At 56.4% G+C, this 17,078-nt stretch carries 15 protein-coding genes; 10 read left to right on the top strand and 5 right to left on the bottom strand.

Going from position 1 to position 17,078, the window contains the following annotated elements:
- Positions 1-3: 3 nt before the first annotated feature.
- Positions 4-3,054, top strand: a complete 3,051-nt coding sequence (locus V8L71_RS09195) for a bifunctional diguanylate cyclase/phosphodiesterase (RefSeq protein WP_101148125.1) — start codon at positions 4-6, stop codon at positions 3,052-3,054.
- On the opposite strand, the gene V8L71_RS09190 is transcribed toward V8L71_RS09195, so the two are convergent.
- Genes V8L71_RS09190 through V8L71_RS09170 form a run of 5 tightly spaced genes read right to left on the bottom strand, consistent with a single transcriptional unit; the run spans position 3,034 to position 7,860 of the window.
- Positions 3,034-4,062: a CobW family GTP-binding protein gene (locus tag V8L71_RS09190; protein WP_101148124.1), complete on the bottom strand. Its 1,029-nt coding sequence runs from the start codon at positions 4,060-4,062 to the stop codon at positions 3,034-3,036. The two genes, V8L71_RS09195 and V8L71_RS09190, sit on opposite strands and share 21 nt — an antisense overlap.
- A 3-nt stretch (positions 4,063-4,065) precedes the next feature.
- Complete coding sequence (gene moaA / locus V8L71_RS09185; RefSeq protein WP_336273919.1) at positions 4,066-5,118, bottom strand: GTP 3',8-cyclase MoaA; 1,053 nt, start codon at positions 5,116-5,118, stop codon at positions 4,066-4,068.
- Entirely contained in the window at positions 5,115-6,386 is a 1,272-nt protein-coding gene (moeA, locus tag V8L71_RS09180; RefSeq protein WP_336273918.1) for a molybdopterin molybdotransferase MoeA, read from the bottom strand. Before moeA ends, moaA begins: the two co-directional genes overlap by 4 nt.
- On the bottom strand, positions 6,383-6,994 hold the full coding sequence (gene mobA, locus V8L71_RS09175) for a molybdenum cofactor guanylyltransferase MobA (protein ID WP_176303964.1): 612 nt from the start codon (positions 6,992-6,994) through the stop codon (positions 6,383-6,385). The genes moeA and mobA overlap by 4 nt, the downstream gene beginning before the upstream one ends.
- Complete coding sequence (locus V8L71_RS09170; protein ID WP_336273917.1) at positions 6,991-7,860, bottom strand: formate dehydrogenase accessory sulfurtransferase FdhD; 870 nt, start codon at positions 7,858-7,860, stop codon at positions 6,991-6,993. The genes mobA and V8L71_RS09170 overlap by 4 nt, the downstream gene beginning before the upstream one ends.
- Positions 7,861-8,036: 176 nt before the next feature.
- Here V8L71_RS09170 and V8L71_RS09165 point away from each other — a divergent pair, with 176 nt between their 5' ends.
- The 9 genes from V8L71_RS09165 (at position 8,037) to V8L71_RS09125 (ending at position 17,075) form a co-directional block, all read left to right on the top strand.
- Positions 8,037-8,474, top strand: a complete 438-nt coding sequence (locus V8L71_RS09165; protein ID WP_336273916.1) for a DUF3305 domain-containing protein — start codon at positions 8,037-8,039, stop codon at positions 8,472-8,474.
- Complete coding sequence (locus tag V8L71_RS09160) at positions 8,474-9,100, top strand: DUF3306 domain-containing protein (protein ID WP_336273915.1); 627 nt, start codon at positions 8,474-8,476, stop codon at positions 9,098-9,100. Before V8L71_RS09165 ends, V8L71_RS09160 begins: the two co-directional genes overlap by 1 nt.
- Before the next feature lie 198 nt (positions 9,101-9,298).
- Entirely contained in the window at positions 9,299-11,026 is a 1,728-nt protein-coding gene (locus tag V8L71_RS09155; RefSeq protein ID WP_336273914.1) for a 4Fe-4S dicluster domain-containing protein, read from the top strand.
- Between the two features lie 4 nt (positions 11,027-11,030).
- Entirely contained in the window at positions 11,031-11,645 is a 615-nt protein-coding gene (locus V8L71_RS09150; RefSeq protein ID WP_336273913.1) for a TorD/DmsD family molecular chaperone, read from the top strand.
- Between the two features lie 81 nt (positions 11,646-11,726).
- On the top strand, positions 11,727-11,927 hold the full coding sequence (locus tag V8L71_RS09145) for a twin-arginine translocation signal domain-containing protein (RefSeq protein WP_336273912.1): 201 nt from the start codon (positions 11,727-11,729) through the stop codon (positions 11,925-11,927).
- A 24-nt stretch (positions 11,928-11,951) separates the two neighbouring features.
- Positions 11,952-14,804, top strand: coding sequence for a molybdopterin-dependent oxidoreductase (locus tag V8L71_RS09140; RefSeq protein WP_336273911.1), 2,853 nt, complete (start codon positions 11,952-11,954; stop codon positions 14,802-14,804).
- A gap of 106 nt (positions 14,805-14,910) precedes the next feature.
- Entirely contained in the window at positions 14,911-15,525 is a 615-nt protein-coding gene (fdh3B, locus tag V8L71_RS09135; protein WP_008959355.1) for a formate dehydrogenase FDH3 subunit beta, read from the top strand.
- 11 nt (positions 15,526-15,536) lie between these two features.
- Positions 15,537-16,637: a formate dehydrogenase subunit gamma gene (locus V8L71_RS09130; RefSeq protein ID WP_336273910.1), complete on the top strand. Its 1,101-nt coding sequence runs from the start codon at positions 15,537-15,539 to the stop codon at positions 16,635-16,637.
- 105 nt (positions 16,638-16,742) lie between these two features.
- Positions 16,743-17,075, top strand: coding sequence for a DUF1244 domain-containing protein (locus V8L71_RS09125; protein WP_176303973.1), 333 nt, complete (start codon positions 16,743-16,745; stop codon positions 17,073-17,075).
- Positions 17,076-17,078: the final 3 nt, after the last annotated feature.

Raw genomic sequence — 17,078 nt, 5'->3', positions numbered from 1 at the left:
TTGATGCGCTCCTCTCGCAGTGATGAGTTAACCCGCAGTACTCAAGCAATTCCGATGTATCGCCAACAGCAGCGGCAAGCCATCGTCATATTTGCGTTGGCTCTATGCATTATGTTGCTGCTATTCGGTTGGTTATTGGAAGGGCAGTACCAGCAAGAGATCCGCTCGGCTGAGTCTCGAGCTATTTCGCGTTCGAATGTAGTGGCCGAGTGGGCAAAGGGTATGCTGGGGCAGAGTGGGCAGGCACTTTTTACCTTGGCGGAGCGAGTGGAGAGTGTCGGAGGGGCGGGCCTCAATAATACGGCGAGCATACAGTATGCTTTAGAAAGTTTGGCTGGCTATATGCCACTAATTGATGAGCTTGGCGTTCTCAATGCCCAAGGGCGTGTCTGGGTAAGTAGTAGCAATAACCGGCATGCGGGTCTTGATATTAGTGAGACTGATTTTTTTCGCTCTTTCCAGCAAGGCAAGCAGCAAGAGCTGGTTACGCCGCTTTACTGGTCATCACAGAACCAGCAGTTCTACCTCTATCACGCTCGGCGGGTAAATGATGCAAACGGTAATTTTAACGGCTTGGTGGTTGCTCGGCTGGTGCCGCAGACCCTGATCGAAGCGCTGCAGCAAATGCGCGTCTATGACGGCGAAAGCATGACCTTGGTGGACTCTAATCTCAAATTAATTGCCCGACATCCCATGCCCACAAACGGCGCTACCGTGGGCAGGCAAATTGAAGATTCTGCTACGCAACAGTGGCTCAAGACGCAAGAAGCGTCACAAACATTTACCGCGCTTTCACCCATTGATGGGCGGGAGCATCTGATCCATTTGCAACGAGTCAGTCACTATCCGGTACTGGTGGCGGTGGGCGTGGATGTGCAGCAGTTATTAGCAGGTTGGCGACAGCGAACACTGGTGTTAACGGGCGTTATGGCGATTATTGTGCTATTGGGGGCGTGGGGAGTGCGCCACTATTTGAACCGCCTCGCGCTCTCTTATCAGTTGCAGACCCGTGAGATGCGGATGGATGCGCTGATTAACTCCCTACAAGACCTGATTTTTGTATTTGATGGTGAGGGACGATTTCGCTTTATCCATGCCATCGAAAAGGACAAGCTACTCTTGGGTAGCCAGCAAGCTCTAGGATTGCACTATCAGCAGGTGTTGCCCCCCGCGTTGGCAAACACCTTTGACGCCATCTTTCATCAAGTTCAGCAAACCCGTCAGGTGGCGACGTTTGAATACCCGCTGATGCTAGGCCAACAGCAACGTTACTTTCATGCCACTGTTAGCCCCTTGGCAAGCAAAACAAAATACTTTGAAGGAGTGCTTTCTGTGACCCGCGATATTACCGACGCGAAGCAAGCCGAGGTTGAACTGCAAATCGCCGCTGCTGCATTCCAGGCGCATTTAGGCATTATGGTGACCGATGCGCGGGGCAATATCCTGAAGGTTAATGACACCTTTAAGCGTATTACCGGTTACAGCGACGAGGAGGTGATTGGCAAAAACCCGCGTATGTTTAGTTCCGGCCACCATAACGCTGCGTTTTATCGTCGGCTTTGGCGTAGCGTTATGGCAACGGGTAACTGGGAAGGGGAGATATGGAATCAGCGCAAAAACGGCGAGCTGTTTCCTGAATGGCTGACCATTAGCGCCGTGTATGGCCACGGCGGTGAATTGACTCACTACGTGGCGACCATGAGCGATATTAGTGAGCGTAAAGCGGCCGAGCAGGAGATCCACCAGCTTGCCTTTTATGACCCGTTAACCGGCTTTGCTAACCGCCGACTGTTTATTGACCGTATTGGTACAGCGTTAAAAGAGCTTAACCGCCATCAGCGCTGTGGCGCGTTAATCCTGATCGATATTGATAACTTTAATCATGTTAACGATACCCTAGGCCACCATGCGGGCGACCAGCTGTTGCAAAGTGTTGCCCGGCGCTTTGGGCAAATGTTGCGAGATACCGACACCTTGGCAAGGTTGGGAAGCGACGAGTTTGCGGTGCTGATTGAAGGGATTGATGGTAGCCCCCGGCAAACTCAGCAACTGGCTGAACATATCGCGTATAAGCTGCTGGCTGCGCTGGATGAGCCGATCAGCGTGGGGGAAGAGAGTGCGTTAGTCACCGCTAGCGTAGGTATTACGATCATCGCAGATAGCCAGCGCAGTGCAGACGACTATCTTCAACAGGGAGATATGGCACTTTCCCAGGCGAAATCCAGCGGCCGACGAGCAGTGCGCTTTTTTAACCCTTCCATGCAGGCAAAACTGCTAGCTAAGGTAAAACTAGAGTCGGATCTTCGCCAAGCGCTTGAGCATCAGCAATGGCAGCTGCATTACCAACCTCAGGTTGATCGTCTGGGTAGATTAATAGGCGTTGAAGCCCTACTGCGCTGGCAGCACCCTGAGCGTGGGTTAGTCTCGCCGGGCGAGTTTATACCGCTGCTAGAGAGCACAGGGCTGATTAATGATGTCGGGGAGTGGGTGCTGGAAGAGGCTTGCCAGCAGTTAGCCCAGTGGGCAGGTTCGCCGCTGCTGGATAGGCTCACGATTTCGGTGAACATCAGCCCATTACAATTCCGCGAGAACAACTTTCTGCAGCGGGTCGAGCAGGTATTTCAGCGCACTCAAGCGCCGCTAGAGCAGCTGAAATTAGAAGTCACTGAAACGCTGTTTGTAGAGGCGCGTGACGATGCACGCGATAAAATGCTCAGTCTAAAAGCCTTGGGCGTTCGTTTTTCGCTGGACGACTTCGGCACCGGCTACTCGTCGCTGGCTTACTTGGCCCAACTGCCGTTGGACCAGCTGAAAATTGACCAATCCTTTGTGCAGCAAGTGCTAGAGAGCAAAGCAAACGCGGCGATTGTGGAAAGTACCATTGCCCTGGCGAAGAGCTTAAACCTGGATGTGATTGCCGAGGGGGTGGAAGTGGAAGCACAGCAGGCGTGGCTGATGGCCCATGGCTGTCACGCCTTTCAGGGCTATCTGTTCGGACGGCCGGTGTCCGTTAATGACATTGAAGCAGCCGTGCTAGCTCAGTCCTACGCTTGAGGCATGCAGCTTGATGAGTAACGCCGCGATCAGCGCGGCGTGCTCAAAGCTCTCGGGGGTAATCACCTCAAGCCGCGAGTCTTGCCGCCAAGCGCTGCTGGCAACGCTTAGGGCACCATCCGCGCGGTTGAACCGTTTCCAGCCGTCAGCGGTGTGGAATACTCCCTTTACCCGCGCCGTAGTGGGCAGCTCGCTAAAACAATAGGCGAGATGATCAAGGTCGAATCGCTCGGTAGGGTGCCAGCGCAGGCCCGTACTGGTGTAACCCAGGGCAGTGGCGGTTTGCTGTTGGGGCTGGCCAGGAGGGGGCGGAAAATCGAAAAAAGCGCCCTCTAGGCTAGGGCTGGCTGCCAGAGCCTGATGCTCGGCAGGCATCGCAGGCTGATCTTGTTGGCGCGCCTGGCCGCTGTCCAAGATGAGCGACACCGGCAGTACCCCTTCCTCAACGGTGTACACCCATTTACGGGCCGGCCATAGCGTGCTGATAAACTGCTGCGCTTGTTGGTGCTGGGCGTTGCTTGCCTGCTCGCCCATGGTGATAGCGATGGCGTCGGCCATATTTAGCTGATCCTGAAACGTGTCGTGCTCGCGCACGCGGGCTTCATCCAATCGGCGTGGGTCAAGCGTGGCGATGATATCCTGCACCGCCACCACGTCTTGAAACGCCTCGCCGCGCAGCAGGTCCAGCAACCCTGCCGGGTGGCCAAGGCCAGAGGGCTCAATAATCACTCGGTCGGGCTTGCTGCGCGCCAATAAATTGACCAGCGCCGCCTGAAGCACGAACGCTAGCTGGCAGCATAGGCAGCCGCCGGGCAAGCCTTTCACCACCACATCATCGCGGGCATCAAACATCGCCTGATCAATGCCGATCTGGCCAAATTCGTTGACCAGAATGGCCCATTTCTCACCCACAGGCTTTTGTTCAATCAGGCTGTGGATAAGCGTGGTTTTGCCGCTACCTAAAAAGCCGGTGACGATGTGAACGGGAACGCGTGAAGCGGCTGCCAACGGTTAACCTCCGGTCATGTTCATAAAGCGCACCACCTGCACGTCGCCATCGGTGGTGAAGTGGTGGCGTTCGGGCTTAAGCGGTAGGGCGTTAATAATGGCGGTTTTGAGCACCTGCATATCGCCAGGATGGCGGCGCAGCACGGCACGCAGATCCACCGAGTGTTCATTGCCTAAACAAAGCAGTAGGCGGCCTTCCACAGTCACCCGCACCCGGTTGCAAGTATCGCAAAAGTTGTGGCTATGCGGTGAGATAAACCCCACCCGGCTGTCGCTATCCGCCATCCGGAAGTAGCGCGAGGGCCCTGGAGTGGTTTCGGTCGTGGGGAGCAGCTGGTAGCGTGATTCAATCAGTGTCTGAACATCATCACTGGAGTAGAAGGTTTCCGCCCGCGAATGATCGGAAACATCGCCCAGCGGCATCTCTTCGATAAAGCTAATATCGAGGCCTTCCCGGCGGGCAAAAGTGACCAGATCGATGACTTCATCGTCATTACGCCCCTTCAAGATCACCGCGTTAAGCTTGATACGCTTAAATCCCGCTTCCTGAGCGGCATGAATACCGTCGATGACTTTGGCTAAATCACCGGTGCGGGTGAGTTGCTTGAAGCGTTCGGCATCCAGCGAATCCAGGCTGATATTTAGCCGGCGTAAACCGCCGGCGTACAGCTGCTTGGCGTGCTTGCGTAGGCTGGCACCATTGGTGGTCATGGTGAAGTCGTTAAGGCCTGGCATCGCACCGATCTCATCGACCAGTTGCTCAATACCGCGGCGCACGAGTGGCTCGCCGCCGGTCAGGCGAATTTTTTCCACGCCGAGTTCGGTGAAGGCGCGGGCCACCATGGCGATCTCTTCCAGCGTCAGTACCTGGGCGCGGGGCAGAAACGTCATCTCCTCGCTCATGCAGTACACGCAGCGGAAATCACAGCGATCGGTGACCGAGATGCGCACGTAGCTAATGCGCCGACCAAAGTCGTCGATCAGTTGCTGGTCAGCGTCTGGCTGGGCAGATCGCTGTGGATTAGCTTGTGGTTGTGCGGGTCGTTGCTCGGTCATAGCCATCCCGTAAGTGGTTGTATGCTGACTACCTCGCCTGGTTGGGCACCTGCCTGATCGTCGGCAAGCTCAATCAAACAGTTCGCAGCCACCATCGAGGTTAAAATGCCAGAACCCTGGGCGCCGGTACTGCGCACGTGTAGCTGTCCATTCTTATCAGTATGGTAAACGCCGCGAATAAAGTCAGTACGCTTTAAGCGACTTTTTAACAGGTTATCGGCGATCGCATGCAGGCGATAGGGTAGCGCCATGGGCTGCCCATGAAGGCGGGCCAGCAGCGGTGTCACAAACTGTCCAAAGGTTACCATGACAGCGACCGGGTTGCCGGGCAAACCGACAAATGGGGTGCGCGATTCGCCTAGCCAGCCGCAGGCCATGGGGCGCCCTGGGCGCAGTGCCACGCGCCAAAAAGCCAGGCGGCCCAGTTGTTCCAGTGCAGCGCGAGTGAAGTCGGCCTGACCCACTGACACGCCGCCGCTGGTAATCACTAAATCGCTCTGTTCGGCGGCTTGCTTTAGCGCCGTTTGGGTCGCGTTTAAGTCGTCCGGCAGAATGCCCAGATCGATCACCTCGGCCCCCTGCTCGGTGAGTAAGCCGATCAGCGTGAAGCGGTTAGCATCGTAAATGCCGGCCTTGGGTAGTGGTTCGCCGGGGGCCGTGACTTCATTGCCGGTGGAAAAAATCGCCACCCTGGGGCGCTGGCACACGGTAACCTGTGCGTAACCCAATGATGCTAACAGTCCCATTGAGGCGGCATCGAGCCGTGCTCCCGCAGGTAGCGCCGTGTCGCCAGTGGCAATATCTTCACCGGCCTGGCGAACATGTTGGCCGTGTTTGAGAAGCTCGGGCGACTCAATAATCACATGCGCAGGCTTATCATCTAACGGTTCGCGCAGCTGTTCACTCATCACCACGGTATCGGTGCCCGGCGGCAACGGGGCACCGGTGGTGATGCGCACACAGTGACCGGCAGGTACTAATTCGCTGCGATACTGCCCGGCCAACACCTCACCGGCCAGCGGCCAATGGGTTTGCTTGGCCCCAACACCTTCTTTAGCCAAGGCGAGCGCTACGCCATCCATGGCCGCATTGGTATTTTGCGGCACGTTAATGGGGGCCTGGATGGCCGCAGCCAACCGACGGCCGTGAGCCTGCGCTAGCGGAATCTGTTCGCTGCCCAGCGGGCGCTCAATCAAGGTGGTGAGTGCCTGGCGCGCTTCATCCACGCTAAGCATGCGCTCGCCAAGGTCAAAGCAGGAGAGCGTCATGTCGACACCTTCCCTGAGACGGCTGCCAGCAGACTTTCCAAACGCAACTTCTCTTCTTCGGTATTAAGGTTGGCAAACGCATCGGGGCAATCCGACATGTCGACCTTGCACCACGCATGGCGGGCGTACCAACGGTCAATCTTGCGTTCGCCTTCGGAAAGTGTAGCGGCCAAATCGTCCGCCAGCGAAGTGCGCAGCAGGGCAACCACTGGATGCAGCCGTTCGCCGTCAAAGGCCACGGCGATGTCATGATCGCCAACCCCAGCCACCATGCGCGCCACTAAATTGTCAGGCAGGGCGGGGGAGTCGCAGGGGGCGACCAGTAACCAAGGCGTTTTTGCCGCGCGTAGGCCGCTATAGATACCCATCAGTGGGCCTTTAAAGCCGCCTTCTTCATCGGCAATCACGCGATCGGCGAAGAAGCGGTAGGCGTCAGCATTGCGGTTGGCGTTAATCAGCAGTTCGGCTACTTGGCCTTCAAGGCGTTTTACGACATGGCCGACTAATGGCAGGCCCGCGAACGGCTCAAGCCCTTTATCCCGGCCACCCATTCTGCGCCCTTCGCCGCCTGCGAGAATCATGCCGGTGAGTTCGTGAGTGGGAATCATGAGCTTGCCTCTTTAGATGAACGGGCATGAGATGGTCGATTAGGTATCGCATCCAGCGCCAAGCGATTCTGCGTATTAATCGCTTGAAAGTGGCGGCCTTTGGCGCGGGCAATCAGCATCACGCCGAAGCGTTCAGCCAGCTCGACGCCTTTTTGGGTAACACCGGAGCGCGAAACCAGCACGCTAATGCCCATTTGCGCCACTTTGAGTACCATCTCAGATGTCAGTCGCCCAGTGGTATAGAAAATATCGGCATCGGCGCTGTCGGCTTGTTGCAACCATTGGCGCCCGGCCAGGGTATCCACCGCATTGTGCCGCCCCACGTCTTCAACAAAGTCGAGCACCTCGGTTTGGCGGCAAAGCGCGCAGCCGTGAACGGCGCCCGCGCTACGGTAGGTCTCATTATAGGCGTTGAGGTTTTGCAGCAGTTGATAGAGCGTGGATTGTGCTAACTGCGTATCAGGAAGCGCCGTCAGAGCGGTTTGGTCGAGCAGTTTACCAAAGACCGTGCCCTGGCCGCAGCCGGTCGTCACCGTGCGGGTGCTTAAGCGCGCCTCTAAATCCTCGGGCAAGTGGCGTGTAATGACGACCGCGGCCTCTACTTCCCAATCCACCTGCACGGCGGCTAAATCAGCTGCGGCACGCAGTAACCCCTGGTTGCGTAGATAGCCCACGACCAGCGCTTCAGGGTCATCGCCCAGCGTCATCAGCGTGACGATTTCACGTTTGTTGAGATACACGGTGAGTGCCCGTTCAGCGGCGATGGCCTGCTGACGCGCATCGCCATATTCATCAACGATGCTGATTTCGGTGGTGGCCGGTAAGCGGGCTCGGCTTATCTGAAAGGCAGGCTGAAGGGCGGGCATGGTAATCCTCGCGAAATAGTTCTCGCAAAACGACAGGGTTGACGATGATGGCGCTGGGGATGCTTACTTGTCTACCCATTCAAGCGCTATCCTTATAAGTGCGATTTTTCTAAGTACTATTTTCTAAGTGCTATTTTTCCACATGTCATCCATGCAAGGTGCAGGGTTTTTAAAATATGAGCGATAACCTACGCCCTATCAGTATTACCTTGGTAGCTGAGCCCAAGCAGGTGAAGCGTTTTACACTGACACAGTGGCGCATTGCTGAGCTAACGCTGGGCGATCAGGGGGATAATGTCCTTAACCTGCAGCTGTCGATGACCGAGCGTGCTGCTTACCGCTTCAATCTAACGTCGACTACTCCGCGACTGTTTGTGCGAGCAGGCTTTACCGGACAAACACCCAAGCCGGATGTGATTACCGCTAGTCAGGACGTTGCGGCTGGTTGGATGGATGGCGAGCAACAGGTGCTCGAAGCACCGATGCCAATGGCCATTCAGGTCTGGCTTGAGAGTTATCTGGCACGCCATGGGGAAGCGCCACTGGAAATGCGCAAGAAAAAACACAAAGGGGCTGGGCGCGCCAAAGACACGCCCTCCAAGGAGCAGCCGTAATGAGTCGCCTGGAACGCTGGTCGCGACTAAAGCGCCATGTGCAAAAAGAAGAGGACGCATCGGCGTCCGCTTCACCAGATACTACGCCCGTTGATGAGGCACCTGCTGACCAGGAGGCAGCGCTTCATAACGAGGCCGAGCAACCTAACGCTGAGAACGACCAGCCCCTGGCAACGTCAGCCGAGGAGCCAGAACCCGGCAGTCTCGACCACACCTTGCCAGATCCTGACACGCTGGAAGCAGGCAGCGATTTCAGTGCGTATATGGCGCCGGGCGTTAGCGGCCCTTTACGCCGACAAGCATTGAAACGCCTATGGGCCACCGGTAACTACAACGTGCGCGATGGCTTGGATGACTACGACGCCGACTACAATAAGCTGTTGAAACCGATGGCGGCAGATCTCGCCGGTAAACTGCGCCGCTGGACGCATAAAGTGGAAGAGGCGCTTGATAAGCCAGTAGACGAGGGCCACACCGAGTCCCCGGCTGAAGTGGCAGCCAGTGAGCCGTCGACAGCTGCCGACGAAGAGCACTCCGCACCTTGCACGGCCAGTAACAACGTTGTAAAAGAGCCTTCACTAGACGACCAGTCTGATTATTTATCTGACACTCATACCAAACTATGACATTATTCCTTAGTATATAAAAATCAATAAGTTGAGCATTGATTTAGTTGCTAGCGTTGGCAGCGTTGACGGTAATTAAGTTGGCAAATATCAGCATTGCACATAGGCTGAACTTAGCTTCAACGTATTGTTATGCCACAATAGTTAAATATATAACTCAAAAATATAATAAGAATGATTCCCAGACCGTGAGAGCGCATGAACCAACGAATCCAACTGGCGTCGATAGACGACCAGCGCAATGCCGAGGCTCGGGAAACGGTACGCCGACGTATCTCGTGGCCAGCTAACCTAACGCCTGCCAATGTGACCTATCACAGCCGTGGTCATGCGCTGTTAATAGGTACCGAAGCCGACGTTTACCCTGCCGCTCGCGCTCTACAGGGGCGCGGCTTGGCATCGCTGACGCTACTTGTCACTGAGTCTGACGCGAACAGCCCGGGAAACGATGCTGTCGATCCTCTCGGGGCTAGCGAACCGCTGGTCGCCCAGACGCTGACCCAGGGACAACTCAGCCAACTGCGTATCAATGGCTATCTAGGTGCCTTTAGCGTTCAACTTGACGATGAAGATGCGCCGCTGGATATTGCTCGCGCACTGATTGAGCGCGACGGTTTTGACTTAATCCTCGATCTTGCTCCAACTTCGCATACCCAGCGCTGGGAGCTGCCGCCTCCTGGCTATGTAGTGATGCAGTGGCAGGACGTTGAGCAGCGCAGCGATATTCTTGACGATTTTGTGGGGCTAGTGGGCGAATTCGATAAGCCGCGCTATTTCCAAGTCAACAGTGATTTATGTGCCCACTCCACCAGCGGCAACATTGGTTGCACCCGCTGTTTGGATGTTTGCCCGGCGGATGCCATCTCCAGCATTCAGGGGCGGATTGAGTCTCGTATTGAGATTGATCCCTTCCTCTGCCAAGGCGTAGGCAGTTGCACCAGTGCTTGCCCTACGGGTGCTATCGAATTTCGTCTACCAGAAACGCGCCGTCAGCAAGACACCCTATCCGCTTGGCTGGCAGCCTATCGCGAAGCCGGTGGTCAGGTGCCGGTGCTGCGTTTTATTACCCATGACTCCCAAGATGCCGAGCGCGCTGCGGGTGTAGTGCCCGCAGGCCATATCATCGACGCACCGTTAGAAGAGCTTGGAGCCGCAGGTCACGACCAGTGGCTAACCGCCCTGGCTGCCGGTGCCGCTGAAGTGCGTATCCAGCTGCACCCTGACATGCCTGCCCGCTTGAGTAACTTTTTGACTGATCAAGTCGCTCAAGCACATGCCTTGTTGGACGCGCTGGGCCATGATCGCGCCCGTGTGACGCTGATTGAGGTAGCTGACCACGCTGCTCGCGATGCGCTACCGGCGCTTACTCCACTGACCGAGGCGCCGCTTAGTCTACCTGAGCCTGAAAAGCGGGCACGCTTGAACCGCGTGCTGGCGCGGTTAGCCGAGTTGGGTAACCCCAGCGACGAGCGGGTTGCTATGCCGGTGGGCGCTGCCTACGGCGCCATTCAGGTGGATCGCGATGCCTGCACGCTGTGCCATGCCTGCGTCAGCAATTGCCCAACCCCCGCGCTCAAGTCAGGTGGTAAAACCCCCGCGCTGAGTTTCCTTGAGGCGGATTGTGTGCAGTGTGGCCTGTGTGAACAAGCCTGCCCGGAAGATGCGATTACCTTGATGCCCGGCTTCCTGGCCTCGGAGGCTCGCGAAACGCGCCATATCTGCCACGAAGAAGCGGCCTTTGAATGCATCAACTGCGGCAAGCCGTTTGCTACTGTCAGCACGGTAGCTACTATTAAAGAAAAGCTGGCCAACCACCCCTACTTTGCTGGCGAAGCGATGATTCGTCTGGAAATGTGTGAAGACTGCCGCGTTAAGGATGTTTGGAAAACCATGATTCGCGATCCCGACGCGCAACTGAAGGTATAAGCCGATGACGGATGCACTGCCCACGCTGAAAGAAGCGGATGCGCTACGCGCCGATATTTACCGGCTATTAGCCACCTTATTGCGCCAGGCGCCGGATGCCGAGTTGCTAAATTGGTTGGCTGAACTGGACATCGAACAAGACGGCAGCCGCTTGGCTGAGTGTTGGCATGCGCTGGCAGCCGCCGCCAAAAACACCGACGTCGAAGGGCTGCAGCGTGCTCACTTCCGCCTCCTGGTCGGCGTCATTCAGGGTGAGGTGGTGCCGTATGCTTCTTGGTACCGCAATGGCGAATTGATGGAAGCGGCGCTGGTAGCGCTGCGTCAGGATTTGAAGGTGCTCGGTTTTGTGCGCAGTGAACATACCCGTGACCCAGAAGATCACTTGGCGGCACTGTGCGAAGTGATGGCAATGCTGATTGACTCAGCGAGTCACGAGCAGGCCTATTTTTTTAGCCAACATTTAGCCCCTTGGGCGGCCAGCTGTTTTGCCGACCTGGGACAGGTAGACACCGCTTTCTATGCAGCGCTGGGGCAGTTGGGTGGCGCTTTTATGGAGAGTGAGGAGGCTCGCTTGAGTGTTGATGCGGGCCATACGCCGGTGCGTATTGTTGAGCCTTAACGCAGGCTCCATAAAAAAATCAGTAAAAATCAAAAACAGCATAAAAAGACCCGCTATAAAGGCATGCAAGAGGAGAAACCCATGCACCCGTCACACAATCCTGAGCGCCGCCGTTTTATGAAAACCGTTGGGTTGGGAACTGCCGCTGCTGGCGCTGCAGCGGCAGTCGGTCATGTCACCCTGGCACAGGCTGACACTGCCCCGGCGAAAAACGAAAAACAAACGGTTAATTACCGTGAGACCGACCACGTCCGCGCTTACTACGCCTCGCTGCGTGACTGACGGCGGAATGCCAGGAGATTTGCCATGCGTTTAACTCGCAAAACAGACAACCCCAAGGCCTCTGGACTGGGAATTTCCCGCCGACAATTCCTCAAGCGCACCGGTGCAGCCACAGGCGGCGTGGCCGCTGTCGGCTTCATGGGCGCGCCGATGATGCAGCGCTCGGAAGCCGCGGATAAAACGCCGGTACTGGACTCTCCGGTAGAGACCAAACGTACCATCTGCTCCCACTGTTCAGTGGGTTGTGGCGTTTATGCCGAAGTTCAAGAGGGTATTTGGACTAAGCAAGAACCCGCTTTTGATCACCCCATCAACCGCGGCGCACACTGCGCAAAAGGCGCTTCACTGCGCCAGCACGGGCACTCCACGCGGCGCCTCAAGTACCCGATGAAGCTGGTGGCTGGTGAGTGGGAGCGCATGAGCTGGGAAGACGCCGTTAACGAAATCGGCGACAAACTGCTTGAGCTGCGCGAAGAGCACGGCCCGGACAGCGTTTACTGGCTGGGCTCGGCGAAGTTTAGTAACGAGCAAGCGTACTTGATGCGCAAGCTTGCATCGCTGTGGGGTACCAACAACACTGACCACCAGGCACGTATCTGTCACTCCACCACCGTGGCGGGCGTGGCGAACACCTGGGGTTACGGGGCGATGACCAACTCGCTCAATGACATGCATAACAGTAAGGCGATTCTGTTCATTGGCTCTAACCCCAGTGAAGCGCACCCGGTCGCGATGCAGCATATCTTGATCGCCAAAGAGCGTAATAATTGCGACATCATCGTTGCCGACCCGCGCTTTACCCGTACCGCCGCCAAAGCCAACAAATACGTGCGTCTGCGTCCTGGCTCTGATGTGGCGTATATCTGGGGCCTGCTGTGGCACATTTTCGAGAACGGCTGGGAAGATAACGAGTACATCAACCAGCGTGTTTACGGAATGGATGAAGTGCGCGCCGAAGTCGCCAACTTCCCGCCCAGCGTCGTCGAGGAAGTCACCGGCGTGCCCGAAGCCGAGATGTACGATGTCGCCAAACGCCTCTCCGACAACCGCCCAGGCTGCGTGGTCTGGTGTATGGGCGGCACCCAACATACCACCGGCAACAACAACACCCGCGCTTACTGCATTCTGGAGCTGGCGTTGGGCAATATTGGTGTCGCTGGCGGCGGCGCCAACATCCTGCGTGGCCACGATAACGTGCAGGGTGCGACTGACCTTGGCCTTGGCTGTGACTCGCTGCCGGGCTACTACGGCTTGGCGGAAGGCGCATGGCAACACTGGGCGCAAGTATGGGATGTCGACTACGAGTGGATTAAAGGCCGCTATGACGATACCGAATACGCCGATGGTCAGCCCATGTACAGCCCCGGCATTACCGTGTCGCGTTGGGTCGATGGCGTGCTCGAAGACGACGAAAACATCTCCCAGCGCACCGCGCTGAAAGCGATGTTCTACTGGGGCCACGCGGTTAACTCCCAAACCCGCGGTGTAGAAATGCAAAAGGCGATGCAGAAGCTGGAGATGATGGTCATCGTTGACCCTTATCCCACCGTCGCTTCCGTCATGCATGACCGTACCGATGGCGTTTATTTGCTGCCAGCAGCCACCCAGTTTGAGACGACCGGCAGTGTTACCGCCACCAATCGTTCGATTCAGTGGCGCGACCGCGTGATTGAGCCGCTGTTTGAGTCCAAGCCCGACCACGAAATTATGTACCTGTTTGCCCGCAAGCTGGGCATTGGTAATGAGCTGGTGAAAAACTACCAGATGAACGGCGACGAGCCGTTGATCGACGATATTCTGCGTGAAATCAACCGCGGCATGTGGACGGTAGGCTATACCGGGCAAAGCCCTGAACGCCTCAAAGAGCACCAGAAAAACTGGCACACCTTCAGCTTCGAGAACTTGCGCGCAGAGGGTGGCCCGGCGGATGGTGACTACTACGGCTTGCCGTGGCCTTGCTGGGGTACACCTGAGTTTAAACACCCGGGCTCGCCCAATCTTTACGACACCAGTGTTCCTGTGATGGAAGGCGGCATGGGCTTCCGCGCCCGTTTCGGTATCGAGCGTGACGGGATCAACCTGTTGGCGGAAGGTTCAGCGCCTGTCGGCGGCGATATTGACGACGGCTATCCGGAGTTCAACGACCAACTGCTCAAGGATCTGGGCTGGTGGGACGACCTGACCGCCGAAGAGAAGCAGGCGGCGGAAGGCAAAAACTGGAAAACCGACCTCTCCGGCGGTATCCAGCGTGTCACGATTGAGCATGGTTGTGCGCCCTACGGCAACGCCAAGGCCCGCGCTGTGGTCTGGACCTTCCCCGACCAAGTGCCGAAGCACCGTGAGCCGCTTTACACCACGCGCCGCGATCTGGTTGAACGCTTCCCTACTTGGGAGGACTTTGACTCGATCATGCGCCTGCCGACCATGTACAAAACCATTCAGGATCGTGACAACACCGGGGATTACCCGATGATTCTCACCTCCGGGCGTTTGGTTGAGTACGAAGGGGGCGGTGAAGAGACACGCTCCATGTCGTGGCTTGCCGAGCTGCAGCAAGAGATGTTTGTCGAGATCAATCCGGCCGATGCCAACGACCTCAGTATCAAAGATGGTGATGATGTCTGGGTTGAAGGGGCTGAAGGGGGCCGGGTGAAAGTTAAAGCGCTGGTCACGCCTCGCGTTGATCGTAACGTCGCATTCATGCCGTTCCACTTTGGCGGCATGTTCCAAGGCGAAAGCCTGCGCGACCGTTATCCGGATGGGTCTGACCCGTACATCATCGGTGAAGCGGCTAACACCGCCACCACCTACGGCTACGATCCGGTGACACTGATGCAAGAGACCAAGTGCACCATTTGCCGCATTGAGCGCGCCTGAGTCTAGAAAACTTGAGTCTAGAAAACTGAGTTTAGAACAAAAGACGCGACCGACCTGACAGTACGGCGGTGCGGGAGCCATCCCGCACCGGCATGAGGAGAACACCATGGCTCAAATGAAATTTATGTGTGACGCAGAACGCTGCATTGAATGCAACGGCTGTGTCACCGCCTGTAAAAATGCCAACGATGTCGAGTGGGGTATCCAGCGCCGCCGCGTGGTGACACTGAATGATGGCGAAGCGGATGAAATGTCCATTTCCGTCGCTTGTATGCACTGTGACGACGCCCCCTGCATGGCCGTCTGCCCGACCGACTGCTTCTACAAGACCGATGACGGCATCGTTCTGCACGATAAAGACCTCTGCATCGGTTGTGGCTACTGCCTCTACGCCTGCCCGTTTGGCGCCCCGCAGTTTCCCCAGCAGGATGCCTTTGGTGAACGTGGCAAGATGGACAAATGTACCTTCTGCGCGGGCGGCCCGGCCGAAAGCAAAGAAGAAGAGTACGAGAAGTACGGTTCTAACCGTATTGCCGAAGGCAAACTGCCGCTATGTGCAGAAATGTGCTCTACCAAAGCGCTGCTTGCCGGTGATGCCCAAGACGTTGCCGATATCTTCCGCCAGCGCGTTGTACACCGTGGCCATAAAGATGGCGGTTGGTCCAACAATCCCCAGGCCAGCGCCGACAACCTAGCCTATGATGCTGCCCATAAAGGGTAAGGAGGCGTGTCATGAACCTGTTGACTGCACAGGCACCCGGTGGGGTGCCAAGCTCAGGTAAAGGGCTCGCCCTGGGCATTTGGCGTTTTATGTTGGTGGCGCTTGCTTTGGTGCTAAGCCTCGGCTTTACGCAAGTGGCAGTAGCTCAAGCAGACCCTGATCGCGAAATGACCACCGCTGCCCCCGGCATTACCGCTGACCAGTGGCGTCAGGTACGTAGTGGTGAGACTGGCCCCAACTACCGCGACTCGCGCTATGAAAGCAACTACAGCCTGATCAACTCAAGCGGTGAAACCTGGCGGGAGATTCGTAACCGCTGGGTATCGCCGTTTGGATTGATTGCGGTATTTGGTATGGCGGCGCTGATCGCTTTGTTCTACTTCATTGTGGGCCGTAAGGAGCTTGAAGCTCCGCGCACGGGTCGCCTGCTGTTGCGCTGGACGCTAATGAAACGCGCACTGCACTGGACGGTAGCGACGCTGTTTATCATTCTGGCGCTGACCGGGATGACGTTACTGTTCGGCAAGTTCGTGTTCCGCCCCCTGTTTGGCGATGGGATTTGGGCGTGGATGATTGCGGCCACGAAAGTGCTGCACAACTACCTAGGGCCGATCTTTGGCATTCTGCTCGTCATACTGCTGGTTAGTTTGATTAAAGAGAACATTCCCAAAAAGCACGACTGGGTGTGGTTTAAGAAAGGCGGCGGCATGATTGGCAAAAAGCATGTAGATGCGGGTTTTGCCAACGGTGGGGAGAAGGCGTGGTACTGGATATTGGCGACGGTCGGTATTCTTGTCATCGCCAGTGGCTTTGTGCTCGACTTCCCCAACTTCAATCAGGGGCGCGACACCATGCAGTGGGCTAACATTATCCACGCAGTCGGTGCGCTAGGACTCACCGCCATCTCCTTAGGTCATATCTATATCGGCACGCTGGGTACTGAAGGTGCACTTGAGGGTATGACCACGGGCTACGTGGATGAAACCTGGGCCAAAGAGCATCACAACCTATGGTACGACGAGGTCAAAGACCAAACGCTATCCGAAGAAGAGGTGGCGGCGCGTAAGTCATCTGGCGGTAGCAGTGAACCGTCGGCAACGCGAACCAGTTGATACGTGCTTTATGGTAGCGAGGACACCGCCTTTTGGCGGTGTCTTTTGTTATGCTTCACCTTAAGTTCTTAAATAGCCAAATGTCATTTTAGGAGAGCAACGGTTATGTCAGCATTTGATGAGTTAGACCCAGCGACGCGCACTGAGCTGGAAGCCGCCGCATTTCGTCGCTTGCTTCAACACCTGGACGATAACAAGGATGTCCAGAATATCGATCTGATGATTCTGGCGGACTTTTGCCGTAACTGCTTATCTAAGTGGCTGGTGAGTGCCGCTGAGGCGCGGGATGAAAGCCTCAACTACGATGAGGCCCGTGAGTACGTTTACGGTATGCCTTATAGCGAGTGGAAAGAGCTTTATCAACCGGAAGCCACGCCAGAGCAAATGGCGGCTTGGGAAGCACACCACGCTAAGAAGAAAGCAGCCAAACAGGGGTGACGT

Source organism: Vreelandella indica, from assembly GCF_037070225.1.
GTDB classification, from domain to species: Bacteria; Pseudomonadota; Gammaproteobacteria; order Pseudomonadales; family Halomonadaceae; genus Vreelandella; species Vreelandella arctica.
This window is presented reverse-complemented; position numbering and strand designations above follow the sequence as displayed.

Excerpts from the sequence above, each read along its gene's own strand:
- moaA (WP_336273919.1), bottom strand. The coding sequence starts at position 5,118 with ATGACCGAGCAACGACCCGCACAACCACAAGCTAATCCACAGCGATCT.
- V8L71_RS09140 (WP_336273911.1), top strand. The coding sequence starts at position 11,952 with ATGCGTTTAACTCGCAAAACAGACAACCCCAAGGCCTCTGGACTGGGA.
- moeA (WP_336273918.1), bottom strand. The coding sequence starts at position 6,386 with ATGACGCTCTCCTGCTTTGACCTTGGCGAGCGCATGCTTAGCGTGGAT.
- V8L71_RS09170 (WP_336273917.1), bottom strand. The coding sequence starts at position 7,860 with ATGCCCGCCCTTCAGCCTGCCTTTCAGATAAGCCGAGCCCGCTTACCG.
- V8L71_RS09160 (WP_336273915.1), top strand. The coding sequence starts at position 8,474 with ATGAGTCGCCTGGAACGCTGGTCGCGACTAAAGCGCCATGTGCAAAAA.
- V8L71_RS09150 (WP_336273913.1), top strand. The coding sequence starts at position 11,031 with ATGACGGATGCACTGCCCACGCTGAAAGAAGCGGATGCGCTACGCGCC.
- V8L71_RS09125 (WP_176303973.1), top strand. The coding sequence starts at position 16,743 with ATGTCAGCATTTGATGAGTTAGACCCAGCGACGCGCACTGAGCTGGAA.
- V8L71_RS09145 (WP_336273912.1), top strand. The coding sequence starts at position 11,727 with ATGCACCCGTCACACAATCCTGAGCGCCGCCGTTTTATGAAAACCGTT.
- V8L71_RS09155 (WP_336273914.1), top strand. The coding sequence starts at position 9,299 with ATGAACCAACGAATCCAACTGGCGTCGATAGACGACCAGCGCAATGCC.
- V8L71_RS09130 (WP_336273910.1), top strand. The coding sequence starts at position 15,537 with ATGAACCTGTTGACTGCACAGGCACCCGGTGGGGTGCCAAGCTCAGGT.
- V8L71_RS09195 (WP_101148125.1), top strand. The coding sequence starts at position 4 with ATGCGCTCCTCTCGCAGTGATGAGTTAACCCGCAGTACTCAAGCAATT.
- fdh3B (WP_008959355.1), top strand. The coding sequence starts at position 14,911 with ATGGCTCAAATGAAATTTATGTGTGACGCAGAACGCTGCATTGAATGC.
- mobA (WP_176303964.1), bottom strand. The coding sequence starts at position 6,994 with ATGATTCCCACTCACGAACTCACCGGCATGATTCTCGCAGGCGGCGAA.
- V8L71_RS09165 (WP_336273916.1), top strand. The coding sequence starts at position 8,037 with ATGAGCGATAACCTACGCCCTATCAGTATTACCTTGGTAGCTGAGCCC.